Origin of the sequence: Aquisalimonas sp. 2447, from assembly GCF_012044895.1 — a bacterium.
GTDB lineage: Bacteria > Pseudomonadota > Gammaproteobacteria > Nitrococcales > Aquisalimonadaceae > Aquisalimonas.
Genome location: NZ_CP050695.1, coordinates 1,285,286 through 1,309,554, shown reverse-complemented (window position 1 = coordinate 1,309,554; position 24,269 = coordinate 1,285,286). Strand labels below are relative to the sequence as shown.

Sequence of the window (24,269 nt, the reverse complement as noted above, 5' to 3'; positions counted from 1 at the left end):
GCATTCGCATCCGCCTCCAGATCGAGCACAACACGCGCCAGCTCGCCCTGTTCAACCTGGCGATCGACAGCAAACTCCGAGGCTGTGACCTTGTCAGCCTCCAGGTCCGCGATGTCATTCACCGCACTCAGGCCGTCAAACGAGCCGCCGCCATCCAGAAGAAGACCGACCGGCCTGTTCAGTTCGAGCTTACGCCGCAGACGCGACAGGCCGCGGAAAAGTGGGTGAGCAAGGCCCACCTGCAACCCGGAGACTACCTGTTCCCGAATCGGGTGCACGCCTCCCCGCACATCTCCAGCCAGCAGTACGCGAGAATCCTAAAGTCCTGGGTGGCTGAGCTCGGGTTAGACCCGGCCGAGTACGGCATCCACTCTCTACGCCGAGCGAAGGCGACTCTGGTCTGCCGACGCTCTCGAGATGTCGGAACAAACCGAAGTCTAGATGGGCCTTCTTCCCCGGGCCGCGTCCATGGAAGGGCGCGGTCGACCCAAACCGGTCAGCCATCCGGGCAGGTCGAGTGACCCCTTTTGAGCGACCGGCATCGGGCCGGTGCCCGACCTAATCGCTGCCGTGCACCTCGCTGCAGAGGCCATCGAGCCCGTGCTCCCGGAGTGGCACGTCTCCGAAGGCATGCTCTACGCCATCACGCTGAAGGGGCGCGACGAGCCGGCGCAGGTGCGGGTGTTCCGGGAGTTCATGGGCAAGCGCTTCGAGGCCTTCGTGCGCTATGCCTCTGGCCGGTGACTGGCGTCCATCAGGCTTCCGCCTCGGCGCGGTGGCGGTGGTAAAGACGGAGGGCCATCAGCCCGACCACCAGCGAGGCCCCACCGCCGATGACGAAGACATGCGCGGGCGTGGCGCCCGCGGGGCCGGTAAACACCCAGAAAAGCACCGGCGCTAGCAGCATCGCGGCGAACGAGAGGAAGTTGCTTGCAGCAATGAAGCGCCCGCGCCGCTCCGCAGGACTATGGCCCTGAAGGTATGCGGTGATGGGCACGATGAAGAAGCCAGAGGCGATGCCGAGCAGGGCCGTGAGCACCAATGTCGCAAGGTAACTGTCAGTGGTGAAGGAGAGCATCGCGCTCAGCACGGCTGCGGCGATCATGCCGGGCGCAGCGTGATGCATGGCGATGCTGCCGCGTGCAAGGTAGCCAGCAAGGATGCTGCCACCGCCAATGCCCAAAGCCAGGGACGTCAGGATGATGCCGGTGGCCAGCTCGCCCAGACCCAGGTGAAGCTCAGCGAACAGTGGGACATTGAGCTGGTACAGCGTGCCCAGCGCCCAGAACCATGCGATACCGAGAATCACCAGGAACAGGACCCGCTGCGGCCGGATCTCGGCGATCGACTGCACGAGCGTCGCGAACGCATTGAGCTGGAAAGACGGCGGATTCTCCGCTGCGCGGGTAAACGTGACGAAGAAGCTGGTCACCAGCCCGATGACCGACAGGACCACGACCACGACTGCGGGTATCCACAACGTCTCGCCAGCCCATTCCATCACGAACCCGGCCAACGCCGTGCCGAGGATGATCGCCAGGAATGTCCACAGCTGCATGTGCCCATTGGCACGTGAGAGCTGCTCATAACGCACAATCTCAGGCAGTATGCCGAACTTCGCCGGGCTGAAGAATGTGCTTTGCAACCCCATTAGGAAGGTCGTCAGCAAGAGGCCGGGGAAATAGCCGGCAACCAGCATGCCCGCGGCGAGCAACAACACCGCGAACTCGGCCGCACGAGTGACGACGATGACCTGCTTCTTGCTGAATCGGTCTGCAATGTAGCCTGCCCACGGCGAGAAAAGAACGAATGGCAGCAGGAAGACGAAGCCGACCAAGCTGTAGTAGAAGGTACCCTCTTCCTCGGCGACGAATTCCCGAATCGCGATAAAGATTACGACTAACCGAAAGAAATTGTCGTTAAGTCCGTTTATGAAGACCGTCGCCATGTGGGAGACGAAGCCGACCTTACGGATGTCCGATGTGTCACTCATAGGTGTGCCAGCACTAGATTTATGTCAGGGATGCGGGACAACAACTCTCCAAGTGGCGACAGCCTCCCGCATGATCTGCAGCAGCACCTACTGTATAGCCTTCGCTCCGGGGCATACAGGGCGCTGCGCTGCAGCGTGAGAAAATGTTCAGGGCATCGCACCGGTCTGAAACTCCTGTGGCCTTCCAGGTGCGACCAAATCCACACAAGGTAAAGAGATGCTTGGCTGATGCGCCTTTACTTCCGCTTTCCCCAGCAGGACAGGGGCACCATCCCCCGAGGGCTGAAATATAGCTACCTCGGTTTCGTGCTCATTCTAGTCCCCGCCTACACGTGGTGGTACGGGCTGGTGAACTTCCTTTGGTTCTCCAATGCCGCCCTGCTGCTGGGCCTGGTGGGGGTATGGCTGGAAAGCCGAAGACTGTTGAGCATGCAGCTCATCTCCATCCTGTTACCCGAACTGGTCTGGATCGCGGCGTTCACCATCGGGCTGTTGCGTTCCGGGGCGCCGCCGCTGGGCATCACGGACTACATGTTCGACCCGGCCATCCCGTTATTCATCCGTGGTCTCTCGCTGTTCCACCTGCTGCTCCCCTTCCTGCTGTTCTGGCTGGTCTGGCGACTCGGCTACGACTGGCGTGCCTGGCGCTACTGGGCACCGATCGGTTGGGGCATCCTGATCGCCGCCTTCCTACTATCCACCCCTGAACAGAATATCAACTTCGTGCACCATTCCGAGCGGCTGGCCATCGAGATGCCCCGTGGCCTGTGGCTACTGGTGGTGCTCGGGCTCTCCACCCTGACCTGGGCGCTGACCCACGCACTGGTCTATTGGTTCATGGCGCGTTACCGACGCACCGCTGACGCGGCGTAGGCATATTCGCCTTTCGGTCTGACGACTGCCAATGACCTGGCGTTCACTCATTTCCAGATCATGCGGGATGTGGTCATGGAGGTAGGGGACGGCCTGGCCCAAGCTGTCGCTGCCCCTGATTCCCACGTTCCGTTTCAGGGGGCAGCAACGCATTATTGACCACACGGAAGCCATCTGGTCGATGGCGCGCAGAGCCGTTGAGAGCGATCAGACGCGCCGCCGCCAGGTGGTGACCTGGGAACGCCTTGGAGGCTTGGTTCACCAAGGAAGCATATGCCGTTGCCCCAATCACCGGCGTCGGCTCTACCCTCAAGAGGGGCCATTGGGCCTGCCCGGACGACTGACCGGTTTGGGTCGTTCGCGATCCACCGTTCCAACTCTACCATCGCAATTGGGCCTCGGGCCCCGTCGGCAGACCGATACACCCTATCGTCGCCGGCGCTCACTGGGCGACTAATGGGGTGCCATGGTGGGGTTCGGTGAGGGGCCAAGGGGACGGTCGCAGCGGTCTGGGTTGCTGAGCCACGACAGCGCAACCCCGGGCGCACAAGGGCAGGCGTGAGCGCTCGGCAACGGCAGGGCGCAGGGGTTTTCCATCTCGAGTCTGCCACACTGGGGGCAGGGCTTTGACAAGGGGCAACGGTCTGGATGGTCTCAGCTTTGCGATCTGCGCTGTTTTTCGCGGGGTTCTTCGCAATCACACCGCCCTTCGCTCTGCTGATCGTCGCCTTCTGGCGTTTACCCTATGGCGTGCGCGAGGATACGGCGCGGCTGTGGTGCCGGGCAAACCTGCTGTGGTTGCGGGTCTGCTGTGGTGTGCGCTATCGCGTTGTCGGACTGGAGCATCTGCCGCCGGGGCCGGCCGTGGTGATGTCGAATCACCAATCGGCTTGGGAAACCATTGCCTATCGGACGATTTTCCCGACACGGCTGTCATGGGTCGTCAAGCGTGAGCTGTTCCGGCTGCCATTCTATGGCATGGCGCTAAAGGCACTGGAGGAGATCAGCGTCGGCGAACAGTCCCCCCGGGAAGCGATGCGCGAGGTTGAGGAGCACGGGTCCACGCACATCCGAGCCGGGCGTTGGGTGGTGATCTTCCCGGAGGGGATGCGGGTGCGTCACGGTGAGCTGGGTCGGTTCCTGCAAGGCGGGGCGCGGCTCGCCTGCGCCAACGGCGTGCCGGTGGTGCCGGTAGCCGTCGATTCGGGCTACTGCTGGCCGACCCAGGACTGGCGAAAGCGGCCGGGTCTGATTACGGTTCGGATCGGTCCCCCCATTGCGACGACACAACGCACCCCGGCCGAGGTCAGTCGGCTGGTGCGGGACTGGATCGCGGGGGGGCTGGTCGATGTCGGTATTGCGCGACGGCGCCGAGGGACATGACTGGCCTTCGGAATGAATACCACTCCCAACTCGTCCGCGCTGGTTCGGGCAGAACCAGAGGGCCTCCTGAAGAAAGCGGCCATAGGATCAGCACTCACGGAATGACCGGTAAGGGTCGGGCACCGTCCTTTGACCATAGGATCGCGTGTGATCTCAGGACCACTGCGAATTGCCGCAGCCTTTCTGCCGTGTAGACGAGCCGAGTCGGCTGAGTCTGAACCGGGCGATGGAGACGTTCACGGGAAGGGTGTCCGTCGAGTGAACTGGCGTGCGCTCAGTCCTCACTGCACCGGGAGTGTACTCCAGCGCGCCATCTCCTGGTCAAGCGATTCAGCGAGATCGGAAAAGCGCTCGAAACTGTTGCGCCGGCGCTGATCCGAGAGATCATTGCGAAGCCCTTGGTGGAACTGCGTCGCCATGTTGCCTATAGCCTCTTGGACCGAGCGCCGATCACTGCCGGTGATCTCGATCTGCTCGGCAATGACGTCGATGGCATCGTGAAGCCAGCTCAGGATGTCATCAACGGCCACATCAAGGTGATCGAGGACGGCGGCCGGATTATCAGCACTCGCACTCAGGCTCCGCCCGAGGGTCTGGAGCTTTCGGATTTCGCCGCGCACGATAACAGGCCAGTCCGAGGCGCCGCGCAAGCGACCAACCGGGGGCAGGCTTGCCACGCGCAGATGCCCCATGTGGTAGGCATCAAGCCCTTGTCTGGCCATCTGGCCAACATGGCTGCTTCGCCCTGCATGAGCGATGATCGCCTCGAGCGCCTCGATCAGAGGAGCTGCATTCGCACTGCCTTGCTCGTTTGCAGCCCGCACCGGAGGCTCCTCCCTATCTCCCGTATCCTGTTGACGGCGCATAAGGGACCCGGGCTGGAATGAAGAAAACGGCCTGTTGTCGTCGCTCCCACCGGGCATCATCACCCACCTCTTTTATTCGACCGCTCCGCGGGCGTTGGCTGTCCTATGGTGCCAGAGGGCCGCGACCTATGCGTATTCCGGCGAACGTAACCGGGCGTTCCACCAGCCATAGGCCGGGCGGAGCCCTTGCTGGAGACAGATAGCGACAGCGCCGCACGGCTCAGTGGGTGAGCGGCACTCTTGGAGACGGCATAGGAAAAGGAATGCTGCTATGCGGGAAGACATTCAAACGCATGCCCGTTGCTTCGCATCTTATCGACTTCGCATCATTGGAGTGCGCACCGAGGAAGAGCCAAAGCGGTCCTCGATTACTCCGACACCAGGGGCCGCTATTGGTCAACGTTCAGCCGGAATCCGCGGTCACGTTCAATCGGAATGGGCGGTCACGATAGGCCGGAATACGCAGAAGGTAGGCACAGCGCGCCGGGATTCTCCCGCTCGCTCGCCCTGGGGCCGGTTGTCGGGACCACGTCGGAGGCGGCCTGCCAGGAAAATCGCTAGGGACACTTGGCTTTTTGCCGATTTGGAGCCGGCCCTTGATCGGCGTCAAGACAGCAGGGGCCGCACCCGGAGTAACTTGGCTCCCAAGGGCTGAGACGCAATGGTTCGAGTGCTGCGCTTATCGGCGACGCCGCCGTGACGCCGCTTTTCGAGACATCTTCAAGACCATTGGGCCCCACGGCTATATAAGGAGGATGAACCATGTTGACCTATGAAGACTGTGTGGGCATGACGGACCTGACCCAGGAAGAGGTCGAAGCGATTGCCGAGCATGAGCACTGCCATGAAATGATCGCCCTGGAGATGGGTAACTACCTGGTGCACACGGACGATGGGCAACCCCGTATACAGCGAATGATTCTGGACGATATCGCCGCAAGCGAAGCTAGAGGGGACACGGCGCATACCGCAAAGCTCAAGCTGGTGCTCCAGCACTTCTGTGAGCGCTATCCAGCGCGAGATATGGACTGAGCACCCGACGCGACCGCGGGCTGGCCGCTGGTCGTTGGCAGGCATAGGGGCCATGACCGCTGTGTGTCGAACTCCGTCTACAAACAACACGCAACCCACCAGCGGTCTCGCTACCGTGCACTGAGGTAGCCTTACTCATGCGTCATCATCGACTAGCGGCGCGTCCAACGTGTCAATGACTACTGTATGGCATTCAACATCAAACCATTGATCGAACTTTTTCATGGTTCTGTTGGTAGGCCATAAGGATTCATCTGTGTACCACGCCTCAAGCTCCGACTCCCAAAGGGCACTGAAATTATCTTGCACCCATTGGCGGAGCGTCTTGTCGGTATCTGCGTCCTCATCACTGATCAGATAAACGGTTTGCTCCCGGTTTACTTCGGAGAGAGATAAGGGAGTCGATTCCGGGGCGGGATCAACCTCATTGATCCAGTGAACGGCCGGTTCTTTGTATCTCAGGATGAGCGCGGCTCGGTTAATCAAGAATTCACCTCTCCGGAAACGTGACAAGGAATGGCGCAAAAGAGCATTTACGCATTCAGTTAGAAGGTTACCGTGATCACAACGGTGGAGCCAGAGGGTGGGCTTTCGGCGTCGCTCGACAGTGATCCGGTAAGCGGACGCTGAAGTGGACGATGCGAGGGTCCGCAAAGGGTCGCACAGCGACCCTGAGCCAGCACAAGCCACCCATACACCAGGCCGTTTTGTAGGGAATCGCAGCCGAATAGTCAGGAGCGCCTGCGGAAAAGCTACCGGGGGCACGCGGGGCGTAGTCCATCGGTACGCTGCGGTGGCCTGTCGAGGCCACAGGCGAGTGTTGTTGCAGCGAACACCGGGAAGCGCTAATGCTAGGCTATCGACCGCCCGATTCCCATTCGATGACAGGAAGATGAACTTCAAGAGCGACAATGAAGCCCCGGCCCATCCGGCCATGATTGAAGCAATCACGCAGGCCAATGAAGGGTACGCAGCGGCGTACTCCGAAGACAGCTGGAGCCGTGACCTCGATGGTCGCTTTTCCGAACTGTTCGAGACCGATTGCCGGGTATTGCCGATCGCCACCGGCACGGCGGTCAACTCGATAGCCATCGCCGAACTCTCCCCGCCCTGGGGTGCGGTGATGTGCCACCAACTGGCGCATATTCACACTAGCGAAAACGGCGCGCCGGAGTTCTACTCCGGAGGCGCCAAACTTGTGCCATTGCCGGGTGAAAACGGCCTGCTTGAAGCCGACCGGCTGGCCCGGGCTATCGATGCGGCTGGTCGGCACGGCGTACACAACGTCAAACCGTCGGTGGTCTCCATCACGCAGGCGACGGAGTGCGGCACCGTCTATTCGCCCGCTGCCATCAGCGCCATCGCCGCGATCACCCATGAGCGCGGACTGCACTTGCACATGGATGGGGCGCGCTTTGCCAATGCCGTGACCTCGCTGGGCTGTACACCGGCCGAGATCACCTGGAAAGCCGGTGTCGACGTGCTGTCATTCGGCTTGACCAAGAGCGGCGCGCTGGGCGCCGAAGCCATCGTGGTGTTCAACCACCCGGAATGGATCGAGGGCATGGAGCGCCGCCGCAAGCGGGGCGGCCATCTGCTTTCGAAGATGCGCTACGTTTCTACCCAGCTTCTGGCCATGCTCGATGCCGACCTTTGGCTGGAACTGGGCCGTCAGGCCAATGCGCGGGCGGCCGAACTGGCCCGCGGTATCGAGAACAGCAGCAATGTGTCAATGGCCATTTATTTTGACCCGTTCGTGGCCAACAACTTTGACCCGGGTGCCGGTGACTAGCCGGCGGTTTTCTGTTTGAGTCGGTAGCTCTCGCCTCCCAGCATGAAGATGTGTGAGTGGTGGATGACGCGGTCGATGATCGGCACCGCGACGTTGTCGTTGTGGAAGAACTCGCCCCAGTCGGTGAAGTCCTTGTTGGTGGTCAGGATCACCGAGCGATACTCGTAGAGGCTGTGGATGAGCTGGAAGAGGTTGTAGCGTGCCTGGCGGCTCATGGGCAGGTAGCCGAGCTCATCGATGATGAGTACATCGAAGCGTGCCAGGTGGCTGATCTTCTTCTTCAGCTCGCCTTTCATCTCGGCGAGTTCGAGTTCTTCGACCAGGGCTAGGGCGTTGCGGAACGCCACCTTGTAACCGGCCTCCAGGGCCTTCCGGGCGATGCCGATGGCCAGGTGGGTCTTGCCCACCCCGGGCGGGCCGATGAACACCAGGTTCTCGCGGTTATCCACGAAGCCGAAGTCGAGCAAGGCGTTGACCTGGCGCTTGGTGATCGTGGTCTGGTGGCGGTAGTCGAACGCCTCCAGACGTTTGTCGCCAGGCAGCCGTGCCTTGCGCTGGTTGGCCTGCAGGCGTTTGGCCTCGCGGGCGTGCTGCTCGCGCTCAGCGAGCAGATCAGCGAAGGCGAGATACGACAGCGCGTTGTCCTCGGCCCGGGCGAGCAGATCCGGCAGCTCCGTGGCCACGGCACTGCAGCGCAGGCTACGGTAGCGCCCTGCGGTGTCCTCAAGCCGGCTCATGGGTCACCTCCTGGTGGCCGCTGGGGCGGCCAAGGCGGGCGTACGCCTCCAGCCCCGTGTCGGGCAGCCGCGAGGCGGCTGCGGTCCCGGCGGTATCGTCCCGTCCGCGGGCATCGGCGCGCTCGCTGGCCTCGAGGTAGTGCTTGACGGTGCTGGCGCTGGTGCCGGGGCGGTCGGCGAGTTCCGCGAGTAGCCCGGCGTCGGCCTGCGGATAGCGGCGCAGCAGCTCCCGGACGCCACGCAGTTGGTCCTTGTAGATCCGCGGGTCGGTGGCCTTGAGCTGGCCACAGAGTTGCTCCCCCAGGGCGCTGCCCAGACGGGTCTGGATGCTCGCCTCCAGATCCGCCACGCGCTGCGCGTGGTCGCGGTAGTGGTGGGTGTTGCGCACCGTCTCGCCCTTGCCGGCGCACAGTCCATGGGTGGCGACCACTTCGCCGGTCTCCAGATCCATGACGTGCAGCGTGCTGCCGTCATCAACGACCCCGACGCGGCCCTGCTGGTAGCGCATGGGCACGGAGTACTTGTTCGCCCGCCAGGCGATCAGCCCCGTCTTGTCGACCTTGCGGACCGTGGCCGCCGGGTCGACGGCGGTGAGACACCGGGGCGTGAGATAGGCACGCAGATGGGCCCGCTCCTCGGCCTCGAACAGCTCCCGTGGCGCCCGACCGGTGGTGCCGTGGCAGCGCTCGTTGGCCACCGTGTCGAGCCAGTGTTGCAGGTGGCCGCGCAGTGCCTGCTCATCGGCAAAGGTCTCGCCGTAGAGCCCGTCGCCCTTAACGTATTTCACCCCGCCTCGACCTTACCCTTGCTCTCCGGGTCATAGCCCTCGCAGGCGTGGATGCGCACACCGGCGGCGGTGGCGTAGGTATGGAAGCGCTCGTTGAGGGTGAGCTCCCGGAACTGCTCGCTGATGACCACCATCTTCGTCTGGTCGTACACGCACTCCTCGGGCACACCGCCGAAGGCGCGGAAGGCCTCGTCGTGCATGTGCATGAACGTCGTCGTGTCGATGGGTCGCAGCGACACCCCCACGTGCATCAGCCGTGAATAGGCGAGCACGAAGACCACGAAGTAGACCGTGCGCCCCTCGCCGCCGATGACCACCCCGCGCAGCTCGCCGGGGTCGACCTGGCACTGCACGCCCGGCACCAGATCCAAAACCGGCTCATAGTAGCGCTGCTGCGCCGTGGCCACCGTGCGCTTCATCTGCTGGACATACCGGCGCAGACTGCGCTCGGAGACGTCCAGGTCACCGAGCTTCTCCCGCAGCTTGCGGGCGATCTTCACCGCCGTGAGCCGCGGATAGCGATCCAGCAGATAGGCGATGTAGTCGCGCTGGAGATCCAGCCGCTTGGTGCGCGAGCGATCCGACTGCAGCGCGCACACCGTCTGTTCGTCCATGCGCAGGTACTTGCGCACCGTGTTCCGCGACATGCCCAGCTCCTGGCTGATCGCCCGGATGGACAGCCCGCGGCCGTCGTCGTAGAGCCCCTTGATCTTGTGTATCACAACCCACCTCTTCACTGCCGCGCCCCTGCCGCCTCAGTCGAGGCCGGGACGCTACGCATGTCTGTGGCCCAACGGCCACCCGAAGGTGGGTCAAAACTGTTGGCCAGCAGGGGGTCAATTTACTTGGCCGTTGACACAATGCCTCGCTGCACTGGCCGGTGGAAGCCAACGAAGTATTCATGAAGGCGTCGCCGGAGACACTGGCGCGCTTGAAGTCAGCCGGCTTCGAGTTTCACGTCTGGCCTGGCCATGACGACCTCGCCCGCCTGGTCTGCTCGTGGGCGACCAGCGAAGAACAGGTGAGGCAGTTCCTGGAAACCCTCCACTCGCGTTAGTTCAGGCATCACGTTTACCCGCCTTGGGCTCGGGCATGCCGATAATCAACCCTGAACGGCCGGTGGCTCGTCACGAACGCAAGTCCGCTTTCGGTATGGTGCGACTCGCACCAATGAGCCTCCTGCAAAGCCGGTACGGTTCAGCTCGCCGACAGTGCTGATAGCATAGTGCCTCCTCCGCTGTGGTCAGTAGCAGCAGGTTGTTTGTTTTGCGGAGAATGAGGAGCAGGTGAGTGAACGATTCGCGGCAAGTGCACAAGCTGATTATGCGCAAGGATGATCTGGAGACCATGGAGATGGTCAGTGAGCCGGACAACGGCTCGCTGGAAGCCGGCGAGGCATTGCTGCGGGTGCACCGCTTCTCGCTGACTACAAACAATATCACCTACGCGGCCTACGGCGAGCCAATGCAGTACTGGGACTTTTTCCCCGTCGCGGATTCCGCCTGGGGACAGATGCCGGTCTGGGGTTTTGCCGAGGTCGAGGCGACGACAACGGACGATCTGGCGGTGGGTGAACGCATCTACGGGTATCTACCCATCGCCGACACGCTGCGCGTACGGCCTAGTCGGGTGACCGCCGGCGGTTTCGTTGACGATATGCCCCACCGCCGGTAGCTGCCTTCCGGCTACAACCAATATGTGCGTTGCGCTCAGGATCCGCTGTATACGCCCGAGACTGAGGCGCTGCAGGCGATCTATCGCCCACTTTTCGTGACCTCCTATACGTTGGCGAACTACCTGCGGGACAACGACTTCTTCGGTGCCAACCGGATCGTTCTCTCCAGCGCCTCCAGCAAGACGGCCTACGGTACCGCCTTTGCCTTGACGGGCGATGACATTGAGGTGGTTGGACTGACCTCCGCGACCAATGCGGACTTCGTCCGGGGAACCGGTTTCTACGATCAGATTGTCGACTACAGTGAGGTGACTGCTTTGCCCACAGACAAAGCCACCCTATACGTGGACTTCGCCGGCAACCGCGACCTGCGCAGCACCATCCATCACCACTTCGGCGACGAGCTACGATTTAGCTCCGTTGTGGGCTCGGCAAAGACCACCGAGCTTCCCCGGAAAATGGAACTGCCCGGCCCTCGGCCGACGTTTTTCTTTGCGCCGGAGCAGATCCGGAAAAGCCAGCAGGAGTGGGGGCGTGAGGTGTTCGGCAAGCGCTTTGGCGCCGCCTGGTCGTCCTTTCTGGAGCGTGCAGCGAACTCTGATGTTCCGGTCATCCGGGTTGTCGAGGGGCACCGCTTCGACGCCGCCGAACGCGTAACCCGTTCGTTGCTGCGGGGTAAGGTGCCACCTCAGGAGGGCCACATCGTCACCCTGGACTGATCACCAAAGAGCCCGTGAGGACCGTCCGCTCATCGCTCGACGGTGGACTTCCCCCGGTGTCGTGGACACCCCGGCGCCTCACCAGTGTCCGGATCGTAGCGGCCGAGTACCCGGTGGCGTAATCGCCATACCACACCAGCCCGTCGGACGAGATGGCCAGGCGGCGTGGACGGGTGTCCTCGCGGGGCAGTTCGATCTCCATCAGCTCACCCTCCTCGACAGTCGCCAGCCGATTCGTGCCGAACAACACGGCCCATGGCTGCCCGTCGTGCACCACGATGCCGTAGGGGCGGGCCCGATCCGTGGCCACGTCGTGCATGGTGAACGTCTCGTTTCCTGCGTCGAACAGGCCGATACGGTATCGTCGCCGCCCACCCAGGCATCCCGTGAGCGAGTGCCGGCGAGGAGCCATCAGGCACGCAGCGCGCTAAAGAGAGACGCCATCTCTTCATTGATCAGTCGATATCGCCCTGGTCCACGCCGCGGACTGAAGCCCCCCTGGGCGAGTCGTGGAGGGGTGGCCGCTCAACGAGGCACTTTCTTCAAACGCTCGCGCGCCTTCCTCGCCGTCATGATCCGATCCTTGCGTTTCATACCGTGCCAAGCCCGGATCTCGCGTTTACTGCGACCACAGCCCTCGCAGACATCCCCCTTGAAACGGCAGACTTCGACACAGGGGCTTTCAATCTCCTTGGCCATGGCAACGCTTTCTCCTGCAGTTACGGGTAGGGCCGTCTCATGACCACTGAAGGACGGAGACTATAACGTTGCAATTCATCCGAAAAGTGCCTTGAACGTACGGATGCGGACTCCTGTCTTGTTGAGTCTCTGATATGGAGAATAGCGAATCCGGCTCGGCAAGGCGCTCGCCGGGTTGTAGAGAGCGAACTCACAGCGGTCCGATCTCCAGACGCTCCTGGAGCTGCAGCGCGAGCTGTCGTGCCGCCTCACTGGGTCTGCCAGGGCTCCGGTGCAGGGCCACTTCCACCGCGGGAAGGTCGGGCAGTCCCTCGTCACTGCCGATGATCCGCAACCCCGAACCCAACATCGAGGGGGTTAGCACGGTGACCGCCAACCCGGCATGCACGGCGGAAAGCAGCCCCGAGAGCCCGGCGCTGGTGTACGCAACCCGCCAGGAAACGCCGGCCGCGTCCAGTGCGGCCAGAGCGCGCTCCCTGAAAACGCAGACACCCTCCCTCGACAACGCCAGCGGTAACGGCACACGGTAGTGGGTATCGTGCACCGTTGATCCGGCCCAGACCAGCGGCTCCCTCCGCAACACCTCGCCGCCGGGGCTTTTTGGCTGCCGCGTTACCACCGCCAGGTCCAGCGCTCCGGAGCGAACCTCCGTCACCAGGTCGATGCTCAGACCGCATCGCACCTGCAGGTCCACGCCGGGGAACCGTGACTCGAAAGCCGCCAGCGCTTCGGGCAGATACACCACGTAGTCATCGGGGATTCCCAACCGCACGACGCCATCCAGCCGCTGCTCGAGCACGTCCTGCCAGGCCAGGGCATTCTGGCGCAGCATTTCCCGCGCATGCGCCAATAGCCGTTCGCCCGCGGGCGTCGGCACCGCATGCCGCTGGCTGCGCTGCAAAAGTTGCCGCCCCAGCGCCTCCTCCAGACGCCCCAGGTGCGCACTGACCGTTGACTGGGCCAGGTGAAGCCGCTCGGCGGCCGCGGTAAAACCACCCGCCTCCACCACACCCACGAAGGTCTGGAGAAGAACGAGATCCAGAGGTCTCGGCTGTAGGGACTGCGTCATCATGATTCGTGATCACCCGATTACTGAATTTCGTTTCCGTGATAGCTGGACAACGTACACATTATTGGCCACCAGTAGCGACGGCAAATGATCACAAGGGAGGGCCAAATTGATTAATCACACGGCATTGACGGGCATTCTGGCTGGCGTGTTCACGGTCAGCCTCTGGGGCGGCCTGCCGGTGCTTCGCAGCCTGGCAGAGCTGCCGCCGATGCTGGTCGCCGCCGTTGCCATGGCGTCTGCGGCTGGCCTCGCTGGTGTCATGGCGCGGTTCCAGACACCCGCCACCGTGGCCTCGAGATCGCGGACATGGGGTTACTGGATCGGGGGCGTAGGCGGCCTGGTCGGCGCCCTTTATTTCTACTTCCTTGCTCTTCAGGAAGGCGACCCGGCGCGGGTTACGCTGGTCACCTACACCTGGCCGCTGGGATTCGTGCTGGTCGTTGATCGTCTGGCCGGGCAGGGCCTGCGGCGACGCACGCTGCTCGGCTCCGCTGTCGCCTTCATCGGGCTGGTACCGCTGATCCTTGCCGATGCCGAGGGGATACCTACCGGATTCGGCGCTTACGCTGCCGCCCTTGCCAGCGGTGCATCCTGGGTGGCCTTTTCCGTGTTTCTGCGTCAGCACGGCGCGCTCTCCGCACGGGGCTACCACTCACTGTTTCTTCACGCCAGCCTCGTGGTGCTGGCACTGCACCTGGTATTCGAGGCGACCCCGGTGGCGACAACAGCCACCGACTGGCTGGCCGCCGGACTGATCGGCGTAGGGCCGTACGGCCTGGCATTCATGGCCTGGGGCTATGCACTGCGCCGGGGACCGGCATCGCTGATGGGCGTACTGGCCTACCTGGTGCCGGTGATCGCGGCGACGCTGTTGGTGGGTCTCGGCTGGAGTGCACCCAGCCTGGAGCTGGCCATCGCGGCCATGGCCGTCGTTGCCGGAGCACTGGTCACCCAGGGTCCGTGGCTGCGCCAGCGTCGCCCGACAACATGACAGCACTCGCCATGAGGAATCCGCCCCGTTGCCACGACTACACTTTCAGGTATTCGCGCAAGCCCGTCCGGGCTCAGGCGCTGGCCCGCTCCGCCGTCGCCGCCTCGCCGTTGCGCTGTCCACGGCGAGGCGGCTCCGGGTCAAGGCCCAGGGCCTCCAGCATCCGTGCCCGGCTATGCCGCGCAAGGTCACTGCGACGCATATCCTCGACGGGAACGGGGTCGCAGACACGAATGCGGCAGTCCGTAAAGCGCTCGCCGGCGAGACGCACCACGTGGGACAGCAGACCCTCGTCGTCAACGAACGGCGCATTGGCACTGACGTCGCCGGAATCATCGAGATACAGCAACACTATTGGCTGCACCGGCGCCTGTGCGTCCAGCGCGGCCTGGTACAGGCGTGGCCTGAACGGCAGCATTTCGCGGCCGGCACTGGTCGTGCCCTCCGGGAAGAACACCACCCGATGCCCTTCCTGTAGCCGCTCCGCCATCACCTGAGTTGCCTGGCCCGAGGCGTTGCGGGCACCGCGCTCGATGTAGAGAGTGCCCAGCGCGGTGGCCGCTGCACCGATACCCGGCCACGACCGGACCTCGGACTTGCTCAGGAAGGAGACTGGCCAGTAGGCGGTGATGACCAGGATATCCAGCCAGGAGAGATGATTGCTCACCAGCAGCGCCGGCGGCGGCGTCATGGGCTGGCCTTCCACCGCCAGCCGCACACCGAGGAGCCGGCAGATGCTCCAGGACCAGAACTTCTGCATGGAACGCGCCACGCCACCGTGCAGTCGATGGCCACGCAACCGGTCCCAGGCGGTGCCCAGGAGGATGGCGACAATACCGACAATCACATGGATCAGTAACAGTGGAATGCGAATGATGCGTCGTAGCGTGCGCATGGCCACTCCCTGCGGCAAATACGCCCTATTCTACGACACGGTCAGCCGCCCGCCACAAGCAGGAGCCGAACTCAGCCCTCTCAGCGGGCGTCACGCATGGAGCGCAGGTTCGCAACCACGTTCTCCAGGGCCTTGTCGAAGAGCATGTTGTCATCAAGCAAAAGCACACTTTCCTTCCGCAGTGCTTCGGCCAGTTCATCACGCCGTCGATCGGCCAGCTTGAAACCGGCACGGTTGACGAAGATGAGCCGATCTCCGCCACTGAGGCGCGCCGAGAGCTTGGCGCGCAGATGTTTGCCGCTGTCCTGACGGAATTCGAACCAGGTGCCAATTGCTACCTGGTCAAGCCGCTCGCGGTAGGCATCGAGGTCATCACCGGCGCTTTCCAGCGCTTCGCCGGAAAAGACGGTCTCCTCTGGCTCGGCTTCACCCGTCACCCCGGCAACTTCCGGCTGCTGTGACCCAGTGGTGTCAGCCACCGGCGGCGCGGCGTCGGGCCGACGGGAGAGCGTCTTGATGTGCTCCTCCTCCAGCGCCTTGAACAGCTTGGTCATCTCGATGGGGTTGAACATCACGGCATTGAGATCGGTGCGGAGATCGTGCAGCAGCGGCGGTATTTCGCTGACCAGTTGCTTGCGCGACGCATGGTCGGGCTTCGGGTCCAGACTCCAGACCAGTCGCTCCACCACGTCCAGCTTCTTTCTCCAGGCTTCGCTGTCCTCGCCCTCCCGCAGCAGGGCGATGAACAGCACCTGGGACCACCCCTCGTGCAACAGCCGCTCCGCGCAGTCCGGCAACTGTCGCCCACCGATCCGCTCACGCATGGCCGCGTCGACCTTTTCCCGGGCGGAGTCCACCTTGGCCTTGCCTTCGGCGGCCTGGCGGGTGCGCTCCTCGATCTGATGCGCCCGGGCACGATCATCCTCGAGAAACTGCCGGAACTCCTCCCGGGCGTTCTCGAACACCGTCACATCGTCGCTGAACTCGTCCAGAACCCGGGTGACAATACGCTCGATGGCCTGGTAGAGCGGATCCTTCGCGGGGGTGTCACTCTCAGTCCAGCCCACTCCTGCCCGTGCGATATCGTTGATCAGACGACGGGCCGGATGGTTGCGCTGGCTGAAAAAGGCACGATCCAGCAATGCCACCTTGAGCACCGGAATCTGCAGACGGGCCAACACCGCTTTGATGCTGTCCGGGAGGTTGGGATCCTCCAGTACCGCGTCAAACAGCATACTGACGATATCAATGGTGTCGTCCTCGGCCTGCCCGAGGGCCGCGGCGTCACCCCGCCCCATCTGCTGCCGCACGCGCTGTTTCAGCACATCGGGGCTCAGTGGCACGACGTTGCCGGCATCCGGATCCGTCTCCGGCGCGGCCTGGAACTGCAGCCCGGACAGGGCCTCCAGCACCTCACCAACCGGCGCTGCCTGGCCGCCGCTTGTGTAACCGGTACCGGACCATTCGGTTTCCGGGCGACGCGCCGCCAGGAGATTCTGAAGGACGGCAAAGGCCTCTTCCGCCTCACGACCGGAAAGCTCCCCGGAGCCGCTGGCGGACACGTCGCCAGGGCTGGACCCAGGGCGCCGTGGCTGCGTGGGCCGCCGCGGCACCGCGGTACCACCATCGGACGGTCGCGCCTTCGGCCGTATGGTGGGCAGCACTCCGGCATCGATGAACAGCTGGTTGAGTTCCTGGTAAAAACCGCCCAGTTGCGTTACAACATAGCGATCGAACAACTTGTAGAGAATGAGCCGCGGCTGGATCTCCATCTCCAGCACCGCAGCACCCTCTTCCAGGGCGGCACCGATCCGGCGCGGGTCAACAGGATTCGTCTCGGCGGTCGCCCAGGCGGTGTCGCTGTCGGCATCCAGACGCTCACACAAATGCGCCAGCGCCTGGCTGTGCCGGGTCTGGGCCTTGGAGACCATGCCGTCGATGGCGAGTTCTTCTTCCAGGTGCTCATCATCCACCAGGCTCAACTCGTCGCCCTGATCTGCCGCCGAACCCGGTTGCCGGGCGACAGGCTCTCCCAGGTGGGCCGCCTCCAGACGCTCCAGGAAACGCTCCTCAAACGCCCTGCGACCGCGGCGAACCTCACGCATGGCCTCGAAGAACAGCTGCTGTTCCTGATTGCTGCCCGCCTTCTCGGCGCGCTCGAACAAGGCATCATCAGCCTGATCAAGCATGTGGCGCAGCAGCGCCATGAGCCGCTCGTTGGCCAGCCGCCGGAAACGCTCCTGCAGGCCCGTCCGCGCGCCGCGCGCACTGCTCCCGAAGTGGATGATCTTGTTCTCCGTGGACATTGCCTTCACCGTGATTCGCGAATCCCTTTTCCAGTTCCACAGTTATAGGCCATGTAACGAAACACCACTGTGATTCGCATCACAGCCATTGCATCCGGTTACTGCCGCGGCCAAAAATCCCTATAATCGGGGCCCTGCCCGGCGCACGCGCGGTCGCGACTAACGCCCACGCGATCCGGTACACCGGGCGCGGCGCAATCGAACAAATCAGTGGAGAATCAGGAATGACGGACATCCAGGCCCTGCTGGGCGACGAAGCCGAAGCACTGCTGAGCCATCGCTGCGAAGGCATCCCCAGGGAGCAGATCCACTTGCCGGGGGCCGACTACATCGACCGGGTGGTGGCCCAGAAGGACCGCAAACCCGCCGTGCTGCGCAATCTCCAGTCACTGTTCGACACCGGCCGCCTCGGCGGCACCGGTTATCTCTCCATCCTGCCGGTGGACCAGGGTGTGGAACACTCCGCCGGAGCATCGTTCGGCCCCAACCCGGCCTGTTTCGACCCGCAGAACATCGTTGAACTGGCCCTGGAAGGCGAATGCAACGCGGTGGCTTCCACGCTGGGGGTGCTGAGTTCGGTGGCGCGGAAGTATGCGCATCGCATTCCGTTCATCGTCAAGATCAACCACAACGAGTTGCTCACCTACCCGGAGATCTACGACCAGACTCTGTTCGCGACGGTCGAGCAGGCCTTCGACATGGGCGCGGCCGCGGTGGGCGCCACCATCTACTTTGGCTCCGAGGAGTCCCGCCGGCAGATCCAGGAAATCAGCGAGGCCTTTGCCCGCGCCCACGAGCTGGGCATGGCCACAGTGCTCTGGGCCTACCTGCGCAACCCGGACTTCAAGAAGGACGGCAGCGATTACCACGTCTCGGCAGACCTCAGCGGCCAGGCCAACCACCTGGCTGCCACCATCAATGCCGACATCGTCAAGCAGAAGATGGCCGAGAACAACGGCGGCTATCCGGCCGTGGGCCACGGCAAGACCCACAAGTCGGTTTACGAGCAGCTCACCACCGACAACCCCATCGACCTGGTGCGCTACCAGGTGGCTTGCTGCTACATGGGGCGCGCCGGCCTGATCAACTCGGGCGGCGGTTCCGGCGCCACCGATCTGGCTGACGCCGTGCGCACGGCCGTGATTAACAAGCGTGCCGGAGGCATGGGGCTGATTTCCGGGCGCAAGGCGTTCCAGAAGCCGCGTGAGCAGGGGGTGGAACTGCTGCGCGCTATACAGGATGTCTACCTGGACGACACGATCAGCGTCGCCTGACACCGCTTCGCACTGCCCCCGCCATGTCTTGTCGGGCGGGGGCAGCTAGGCTAAGGTCTCGGGCTGTTTGCGCGGGTCCGCGACCATTTGGGGGGTAGGCCGAACAATGCTTCTCGCCGTACTGTCCGGTTTCATACTGTGCGCGCTGGCGCCGTGGCTCACCCGATCCTTCGGCGAGCGTGCCGGCTGGCTGCTGGCCCTGTTGCCGGCGGCGCTGTTCGTCTACTTCCTGACCTGGGTGCCGGCCATCGCCGATGGCGAGTCGGTCATCATCACCTACCCCTGGATCCCCGGGCTGGACGTCAATCTGAGCTTCCTGGTGGACGGCCTGAGCCTGCTGTTCGCCCTGCTCATTTCCGGCATTGGCACCTTCATCATCATCTACGCCGGCGGCTACCTGCACGGTCACGAGTACCTGCCGCGGTTCTACGCGATCATGTTCGCCTTCATGGCGTCCATGCTGGGGCTGGTGCTGTCGGACAACATCATCACCCTGTTCGTGTTCTGGGAGCTGACGAGCATCACCTCGTACATGCTCATCGGCTTCAACCACGAGGACAAGAACGCGCGCTGGTATGCGCTGCAGGGGCTGATCGTTACCGTGGCGGGTGGCCTGGCGCTGCTGGCCGGGCTGGTGATGCTGGCAGTGGCGGCTGGCGGCGAATACACCCTCTCGGGCATTCTCGCCGCGGACGACCTCCACGCCGCACCGTTCTTCACCGGCATGCTGCTGGCCATCCTGTTCGGCACGTTCACTAAATCCGCCCAGGTGCCGTTCCACTTCTGGCTGCCCAACGCCATGGCCGCGCCGACGCCGGTGTCGGCCTTCCTGCACTCCGCCACCATGGTGAAAGCCGGGGTCTACCTGATGGCCCGCCTGAACCCGGCTATGGCGGAGAGCGACCTGTGGTTCTACATGCTGGGCATCTTCGGTGCCCTGACCATGCTCACCGGCTCGGTGATGGCATTGCGCAGCACCGGGGTCAAAGCAATCCTCGCCTACACCACCATCATGGCTCTGGGCACGCTGACCATGCTCATCGGCATCGGCACCGAAGGCGCCATCATTGCCGCCATGACGTTCCTGCTTGCCCATGCACTCTACAAGGCGGCGCTCTTCATGCTCGCCGGCGCGCTGGACCATGAGACCGGCACCAAGGACGTCACGAAGATGGGCGGCCTGCGGCACTTGATGCCGATCACCTTCATCGCCGCTTGCGTTGCCGCCCTCTCACTGGCCGGCTTGCCGCCGCTGTTCGGGTTTATCGCCAAGGAACTGATGTTCGAGGCCACCCTTGGCGCGCGCGGCGGCATGGCCGTGTTCACCGCGACCTTGGCAGTGCTTTCGGCGATCATGATCGTCGCCATGGCGGCGGTGTTCGCCCTGCGGCCCTTCACCGGAGCCCGCAAGGAAACGCCGAAAACGCCCCACGAGGCACCGCCCTCCATGCTGGCCGGACCGGTGGTCCTGGCCGGGCTCAGCCTGATCTTCGGCCTGCTCGGATTCATCCCGGCCATGACCATCGTGCAGCCAGCGGTAGCAGCCGTGTTCGGCGCCGAGCTGTCGGTGGAGCTCTACCTCTGGCACGGCATCAACGCGCCGCTGATGATGAGCATCCTGGCCGTGATTCTGGGGCTGATCCTGTTCTGGAAATGGGATGCGGTACTCGATGGATTCAAGGGCCTTACATTCATCGACCGCTTCGGCGCCGAGCGCGGTTACGAGCGCTTCATGGACGCCATCGTCTGGGTCGCCGAATGGCAGACGAGGATTCTCCAGAACGGCTACATGAGCAACTATCTGCTGGTGATCGTGCTCAGCATCGTCGGCCTCACCGGCTGGACGCTGCTGGGCCACACCGACACGCCCATGCCGCTGGCCCTGGCGGAGGTGAATCTCTACGAGGCGGTGGTGGCCGCCCTGGTGGTGGCCGGCGCGGTTTTCGCCTCGGTGACACGCTCCCGGCTCGGCGCCGTGGCAACTCTGGGCATCGTCGGTTTCGGCATCGCGCTGATCTATGTGCTCTTCAGTGCACCGGACCTGGGGACCACCCAGATCATGGTGGAAACACTCACGGTGATCCTGCTGGTGCTGGTGCTGTTCCGCCTGCCCGAGTTCATCAACTACTCCAGTGCCGGCACGCGGGTCCGGGATGCCGCGGTGGCCATCTCTCTCGGCGGACTGATGACCCTGCTGATTCTGGCCGTAAACGATGCCACGGTCACCGACCCCATCTCCGACACCCTGGTCGCCTGGAGTGAGCCGGAAGGCCACGGCCGCAACATCGTCAACGTCATCCTGGTGGACTTCCGGGCGCTGGACACCCTGGGCGAGATCTTCGTCATCGGTCTGGCCGCCATCGGCGTCTACGCCATGATCCGATTCCGCGCGGAGGACAAGGCCCAATGACCGGCATGGATTCCCTGATTCTGCGCACGGCGACGCGGTTCATGATGCCGCTGCTGCTGCTGTTCTCCCTGTTCGTGCTGCTACGCGGCCACGATGAACCCGGCGGCGGCTTCATCGCCGGGCTGGTGGCGGCGGTGGCGTTCTCCCTGTACGCCTTCGCCTTCGACACCCGCGGTGCCCGCGACATCATGTGGATGGAACCGCGCATGATGCTGGGGGCGGGACTGTTCATCGCCACGCTCAGTGGCATTCCCGCCATTTTCCAAGGGCGGGCGTTCTTCGCCGCCATCTGGTGGCCCGTGGAAGTGCCGGTGCTGGGTGAAATCAAGCTGTCCACGCCCTTGGTGTTCGACATCGGCGTCTACATGGTGGTGATCGGCTCGGTGATGGCCATCGTGCTCGCCCTGGCGGAAGCGGAGGACTGACATGGAAACCCTCATGGCATTCGTTGTGGGCGCGTTGTTCGCCGCATCCATCTACATGATGCTGCGCCGCTCCCTGGTCAAGCTCGTGATCGGGCTGATCCTGCTGAGTAACAGCGCCAACCTGCTGATCTTCACCGTCTCCGGCCTCGAGCGCGGCCTGCCGCCGCTGATCGCCCCCGGCGAGACGCTGCCGACCGGCGGCTGGGCGGATCCGCTACCCCAGGCGCTGATTCTCACGGCCATCGTTATCGGCTTCGGCGTTCTGGCATTTGCCGTCGTGCTGATCCACCGCGCCTACCAGGTCGTGAAAGAGGATGATCTGGACAAAATGCGGAGTACCGACACGTGAGCCCAGAAGTTGCACTTCCGGTCGTTATCCCGTTCCTTTTCGGGTCGCTGTCCATTGTTCTGTACAAGTCCAATGCGGCGCAGCGCTGGCTGGGCGTCATCGGCACCGGTGCCCTGCTGATCGCCAGCATTGTTCTGCTGTACAACACCTACACCTCGCCGACCGGCGTGCTCACCATCGCTCTGGGCGACTGGCCAGCGCCGTACGGCATCGTCCTGGTGTCGGACATTCTCGGTGCGGTGATGACACTGATGGCCTCGCTCATGGGGTTTGCGGTAGCGCTCTATTCGCTGCCCACCATGAGCGAGGACCACGAGAAATTCGGCTACTACCCGCTGCTGCACCTGCTGCTCTCCGGTGTATGCGGTGCGTTCCTCACCGGTGACATCTTCAATCTGTACGTGTGGGTGGAGGTGCTACTGGTCGCCTCCTTCGCGCTGCTGATCCTCGGCGGCGAGCGCGCGCAGATGGAGGGGGCGATCAAGTACGTCACCCTCAACCTGCTCTCGTCCATCATGTTGCTCTCGGCGGTGGGCCTGACCTACGGCATGACCGGGACGCTGAACATGGCGGACCTGGTGGGCAAGCTTGACGAGGTGGAGAACCAGGGCCTGGTCACCGTGGTGAGCATGCTCTACCTGGTGGCATTCAGCATCAAGGCGGCGGCGTTCCCGTTGTTCTTCTGGCTGCCGGCGTCCTACCACACCCCGCCGGTAGCGATTTCGGCACTGTTCGCCGGGCTGCTGACCAAGGTGGGCGTGTACGCACTGTTCCGCTTCTTCTCGCTGCTGTTCAACCACGACGTCGGCTACACTCACGAGATCCTGCTGTGGATCGGCGGCTTCACCATGGTCACCGGCGTACTGGGCGCGGCGCGCTACTACGAGATACGCCGCATCCTGTCGTTCCACATCGTCAGCCAGATCGGCTACATGTTCATGGCCCTGGCACTGTTCACGCCCCTGGCCCTGGCCGGCGGGATCTACTTCATCATCCACAACATCGTCGCCAAGAGTAATCTGTTCCTGATCGGCGGGGTGATCTACCTGCTGCGGGGCAGCCACGAACTCAAGCAGGTCGGTGGCCTGTGGCGGGAGCGTCCCTTCCTGGGCATCCTGTTCCTGGCCTCCGCCCTGTCACTGGCGGGCATTCCGCCGCTGTCCGGCTTCATCGGCAAATACATGCTGGTGCGCGCCGGTGTCGAGGAGGCCAGTTGGGGTATTGTTGCGGTGGCACTGGGCGTGGGGATGCTGACCCTCTACTCCATGATCAAGATCTGGGCGGAAGCCTTCTGGAAACCGCAGCCCGAGGAGTACGCCGAGCGCGCACGCCGTTTCGAGCAGAGTCTGTCCGAGAAGGGGCTGACCATCATGCTGCTGCCCATTGGCGCCCTGTCGCTGCTGGCCGTGCTGCTGGGCGTCGGCATGCAGCCGGTCTACGAGGTACTGATGGCGGCGGCCGAACAGATGCTGGATCCGCAGATTTATGTGGATGCCGTACTGGGGGGTGACCAATGAGCCTGTTCATCTGGAACATCCTGCTCGCTTTTGTCTGGGTGGCGCTCACTGGGAACTTCACCGGCAGTGGCTTCGTGGCCGGTTTCATCTTCGGCTACCTGGTCCTGGCGCTGGTCGGTCGCACCAGCGGCACCATGCTGGGCTACACCCGCAAGATCCCCCAGGTCATTGGTTTCACGGTCTTCTACATCTGGGAGCTGATCCTGTCGAATCTGCGGGTGGCCTACGAGGTGCTCACGCCAACGCACTACATGCGGCCCGGGGTCATCGGTCTGCCTCTGGACACCCGCAGCGAGGCCGCCATCACGATCCTTGCCAATCTCATTTCCATGACACCGGGGACGCTCAGCATTGATGTCTCCAACGACAATCGCGTGCTGTACATTCATGCCATGCACATCGACGACGAGGACGCGCTGCGGGCCGACCTCAAGGATCTGGAACGCCGTGTTGTCGAACTGCTCAGCTAAGGGG

The 24,269-nt window shown here is 63.4% G+C and carries 22 protein-coding genes and 2 pseudogenes; 14 read left to right on the top strand and 10 right to left on the bottom strand.

Annotation, left to right across the window (positions count from 1 at the left end):
* Window positions 1–2: 2 nt before the first annotated feature.
* Together KU884_RS06145 and KU884_RS06140 are read left to right on the top strand one after the other, a co-directional pair.
* Window positions 3–521, top strand: coding sequence for a tyrosine-type recombinase/integrase (locus KU884_RS06145; protein WP_371807958.1), 519 nt, complete (start codon window positions 3–5; stop codon window positions 519–521).
* Window positions 522–549: 28 nt separating this feature from the next.
* Complete coding sequence (locus tag KU884_RS06140; protein ID WP_217351427.1) at window positions 550–744, top strand: hypothetical protein; 195 nt, start codon at window positions 550–552, stop codon at window positions 742–744.
* 10 nt (window positions 745–754) lie between these two features.
* Here KU884_RS06140 and KU884_RS06135 read toward each other — a convergent pair whose 3' ends face one another.
* Window positions 755–1,993 (bottom strand): MFS transporter, encoded by a 1,239-nt coding sequence (locus tag KU884_RS06135; RefSeq protein ID WP_167781816.1) that lies wholly within the window; start codon window positions 1,991–1,993, stop codon window positions 755–757.
* 228 nt (window positions 1,994–2,221) lie between these two features.
* Between KU884_RS06135 and KU884_RS06130 the strand changes: the two genes are divergently transcribed.
* Window positions 2,222–2,866, top strand: coding sequence for a hypothetical protein (locus KU884_RS06130; RefSeq protein ID WP_167781814.1), 645 nt, complete (start codon window positions 2,222–2,224; stop codon window positions 2,864–2,866).
* Window positions 2,867–3,514: 648 nt separating this feature from the next.
* Window positions 3,515–4,249, top strand: a complete 735-nt coding sequence (locus tag KU884_RS06125) for a 1-acyl-sn-glycerol-3-phosphate acyltransferase (protein ID WP_167781813.1) — start codon at window positions 3,515–3,517, stop codon at window positions 4,247–4,249.
* Between the two features lie 281 nt (window positions 4,250–4,530).
* On the opposite strand, the gene KU884_RS06120 is transcribed toward KU884_RS06125, so the two are convergent.
* On the bottom strand, window positions 4,531–5,073 hold the full coding sequence (locus KU884_RS06120) for a hypothetical protein (protein ID WP_167781811.1): 543 nt from the start codon (window positions 5,071–5,073) through the stop codon (window positions 4,531–4,533).
* An 804-nt stretch (window positions 5,074–5,877) separates the two neighbouring features.
* Here KU884_RS06120 and KU884_RS06115 point away from each other — a divergent pair.
* Window positions 5,878–6,147: a hypothetical protein gene (locus KU884_RS06115; protein WP_167781810.1), complete on the top strand. Its 270-nt coding sequence runs from the start codon at window positions 5,878–5,880 to the stop codon at window positions 6,145–6,147.
* A gap of 135 nt (window positions 6,148–6,282) precedes the next feature.
* Here KU884_RS06115 and KU884_RS06110 read toward each other — a convergent pair whose 3' ends face one another.
* Window positions 6,283–6,633 (bottom strand): hypothetical protein, encoded by a 351-nt coding sequence (locus KU884_RS06110; RefSeq protein ID WP_167781809.1) that lies wholly within the window; start codon window positions 6,631–6,633, stop codon window positions 6,283–6,285.
* A gap of 406 nt (window positions 6,634–7,039) precedes the next feature.
* Here KU884_RS06110 and KU884_RS06105 point away from each other — a divergent pair, with 406 nt between their 5' ends.
* On the top strand, window positions 7,040–7,939 hold the full coding sequence (locus KU884_RS06105; RefSeq protein WP_167781807.1) for a low specificity L-threonine aldolase: 900 nt from the start codon (window positions 7,040–7,042) through the stop codon (window positions 7,937–7,939).
* Here KU884_RS06105 and istB read toward each other — a convergent pair.
* Together istB and istA are read right to left on the bottom strand one after the other, a co-directional pair.
* Window positions 7,936–8,676: an IS21-like element helper ATPase IstB gene (istB, locus tag KU884_RS06100; RefSeq protein ID WP_167781427.1), complete on the bottom strand. Its 741-nt coding sequence runs from the start codon at window positions 8,674–8,676 to the stop codon at window positions 7,936–7,938. The genes KU884_RS06105 and istB overlap by 4 nt on opposite strands.
* Window positions 8,663–10,185 (bottom strand): annotated as a pseudogene (gene istA / locus KU884_RS06095) (IS21 family transposase). Before istA ends, istB begins: the two are co-directional and overlap by 14 nt.
* A 601-nt stretch (window positions 10,186–10,786) precedes the next feature.
* Here istA and KU884_RS06085 point away from each other — a divergent pair.
* Window positions 10,787–11,857 (top strand): annotated as a pseudogene (locus tag KU884_RS06085) (DUF2855 family protein).
* On the opposite strand, the gene KU884_RS06080 reads toward KU884_RS06085, so the two are convergent.
* The 3 genes from KU884_RS06080 to KU884_RS06070 all read right to left on the bottom strand — a co-directional run bounded on the left by KU884_RS06080 (window position 11,844) and on the right by KU884_RS06070 (window position 13,628).
* A complete protein-coding gene (locus KU884_RS06080; RefSeq protein ID WP_167781802.1) occupies window positions 11,844–12,176 on the bottom strand; it encodes a hypothetical protein in 333 nt (110 codons plus the stop codon). The pseudogene KU884_RS06085 and the gene KU884_RS06080 overlap by 14 nt on opposite strands.
* Window positions 12,177–12,382: 206 nt before the next feature.
* Complete coding sequence (locus KU884_RS06075; RefSeq protein WP_167781801.1) at window positions 12,383–12,556, bottom strand: DUF1289 domain-containing protein; 174 nt, start codon at window positions 12,554–12,556, stop codon at window positions 12,383–12,385.
* 190 nt (window positions 12,557–12,746) lie between these two features.
* Window positions 12,747–13,628: a LysR substrate-binding domain-containing protein gene (locus tag KU884_RS06070; RefSeq protein ID WP_254432194.1), complete on the bottom strand. Its 882-nt coding sequence runs from the start codon at window positions 13,626–13,628 to the stop codon at window positions 12,747–12,749.
* A 106-nt stretch (window positions 13,629–13,734) separates the two neighbouring features.
* On the opposite strand from KU884_RS06070, the gene KU884_RS06065 reads away from it, so the two are divergent.
* A complete protein-coding gene (locus KU884_RS06065; RefSeq protein ID WP_167781800.1) occupies window positions 13,735–14,619 on the top strand; it encodes a DMT family transporter in 885 nt (294 codons plus the stop codon).
* Window positions 14,620–14,692: 73 nt separating this feature from the next.
* On the opposite strand, the gene KU884_RS06060 is transcribed toward KU884_RS06065, so the two are convergent.
* On the bottom strand, window positions 14,693–15,514 hold the full coding sequence (locus tag KU884_RS06060) for a 1-acyl-sn-glycerol-3-phosphate acyltransferase (RefSeq protein ID WP_167781798.1): 822 nt from the start codon (window positions 15,512–15,514) through the stop codon (window positions 14,693–14,695).
* Between the two features lie 80 nt (window positions 15,515–15,594).
* Complete coding sequence (locus KU884_RS06055) at window positions 15,595–17,820, bottom strand: DUF1631 domain-containing protein (protein ID WP_167781797.1); 2,226 nt, start codon at window positions 17,818–17,820, stop codon at window positions 15,595–15,597.
* Between the two features lie 224 nt (window positions 17,821–18,044).
* Between KU884_RS06055 and KU884_RS06050 the strand changes: the two genes are divergently transcribed.
* The 6 genes from KU884_RS06050 (at window position 18,045) to KU884_RS06025 (ending at window position 24,265) form a co-directional block, all read left to right on the top strand.
* The gene (locus KU884_RS06050; RefSeq protein WP_167781795.1) at window positions 18,045–19,094 is read left to right on the top strand and encodes a class I fructose-bisphosphate aldolase; all 1,050 of its coding nucleotides are present in this window, start codon (window positions 18,045–18,047) and stop codon (window positions 19,092–19,094) included.
* A 106-nt stretch (window positions 19,095–19,200) separates the two neighbouring features.
* Window positions 19,201–21,504, top strand: coding sequence for a putative monovalent cation/H+ antiporter subunit A (locus KU884_RS06045; RefSeq protein ID WP_167781794.1), 2,304 nt, complete (start codon window positions 19,201–19,203; stop codon window positions 21,502–21,504).
* Complete coding sequence (locus tag KU884_RS06040) at window positions 21,501–21,929, top strand: Na+/H+ antiporter subunit B (RefSeq protein ID WP_167781792.1); 429 nt, start codon at window positions 21,501–21,503, stop codon at window positions 21,927–21,929. The genes KU884_RS06045 and KU884_RS06040 overlap by 4 nt, the downstream gene beginning before the upstream one ends.
* A 1-nt stretch (window position 21,930) precedes the next feature.
* Entirely contained in the window at window positions 21,931–22,278 is a 348-nt protein-coding gene (locus tag KU884_RS06035) for a Na+/H+ antiporter subunit C (protein WP_167781791.1), read from the top strand.
* On the top strand, window positions 22,275–23,795 hold the full coding sequence (locus KU884_RS06030) for a Na+/H+ antiporter subunit D (RefSeq protein WP_167781790.1): 1,521 nt from the start codon (window positions 22,275–22,277) through the stop codon (window positions 23,793–23,795). The genes KU884_RS06035 and KU884_RS06030 overlap by 4 nt, the downstream gene beginning before the upstream one ends.
* Window positions 23,792–24,265 (top strand): Na+/H+ antiporter subunit E, encoded by a 474-nt coding sequence (locus tag KU884_RS06025; protein WP_167781789.1) that lies wholly within the window; start codon window positions 23,792–23,794, stop codon window positions 24,263–24,265. Before KU884_RS06030 ends, KU884_RS06025 begins: the two co-directional genes overlap by 4 nt.
* The last annotated feature ends 4 nt before the right edge of the window (window positions 24,266–24,269 follow it).

Coding starts and splice junctions, on each gene's coding strand:
- KU884_RS06050 (WP_167781795.1), top strand. CDS start 18,045: ATGACGGACATCCAGGCCCTGCTGGGCGACGAAGCCGAAGCACTGCTG.
- KU884_RS06080 (WP_167781802.1), bottom strand. CDS start 12,176: ATGCACGACGTGGCCACGGATCGGGCCCGCCCCTACGGCATCGTGGTG.
- KU884_RS06055 (WP_167781797.1), bottom strand. CDS start 17,820: ATGTCCACGGAGAACAAGATCATCCACTTCGGGAGCAGTGCGCGCGGC.
- KU884_RS06045 (WP_167781794.1), top strand. CDS start 19,201: ATGCTTCTCGCCGTACTGTCCGGTTTCATACTGTGCGCGCTGGCGCCG.
- KU884_RS06035 (WP_167781791.1), top strand. CDS start 21,931: ATGGAAACCCTCATGGCATTCGTTGTGGGCGCGTTGTTCGCCGCATCC.
- KU884_RS06025 (WP_167781789.1), top strand. CDS start 23,792: ATGAGCCTGTTCATCTGGAACATCCTGCTCGCTTTTGTCTGGGTGGCG.
- KU884_RS06135 (WP_167781816.1), bottom strand. CDS start 1,993: ATGAGTGACACATCGGACATCCGTAAGGTCGGCTTCGTCTCCCACATG.
- KU884_RS06125 (WP_167781813.1), top strand. CDS start 3,515: ATGGTCTCAGCTTTGCGATCTGCGCTGTTTTTCGCGGGGTTCTTCGCA.
- KU884_RS06105 (WP_167781807.1), top strand. CDS start 7,040: ATGAACTTCAAGAGCGACAATGAAGCCCCGGCCCATCCGGCCATGATT.
- istB (WP_167781427.1), bottom strand. CDS start 8,676: ATGAGCCGGCTTGAGGACACCGCAGGGCGCTACCGTAGCCTGCGCTGC.
- KU884_RS06130 (WP_167781814.1), top strand. CDS start 2,222: ATGCGCCTTTACTTCCGCTTTCCCCAGCAGGACAGGGGCACCATCCCC.
- KU884_RS06060 (WP_167781798.1), bottom strand. CDS start 15,514: ATGCGCACGCTACGACGCATCATTCGCATTCCACTGTTACTGATCCAT.
- KU884_RS06040 (WP_167781792.1), top strand. CDS start 21,501: ATGACCGGCATGGATTCCCTGATTCTGCGCACGGCGACGCGGTTCATG.
- KU884_RS06070 (WP_254432194.1), bottom strand. CDS start 13,628: ATGATGACGCAGTCCCTACAGCCGAGACCTCTGGATCTCGTTCTTCTC.
- KU884_RS06075 (WP_167781801.1), bottom strand. CDS start 12,556: ATGGCCAAGGAGATTGAAAGCCCCTGTGTCGAAGTCTGCCGTTTCAAG.
- KU884_RS06115 (WP_167781810.1), top strand. CDS start 5,878: ATGTTGACCTATGAAGACTGTGTGGGCATGACGGACCTGACCCAGGAA.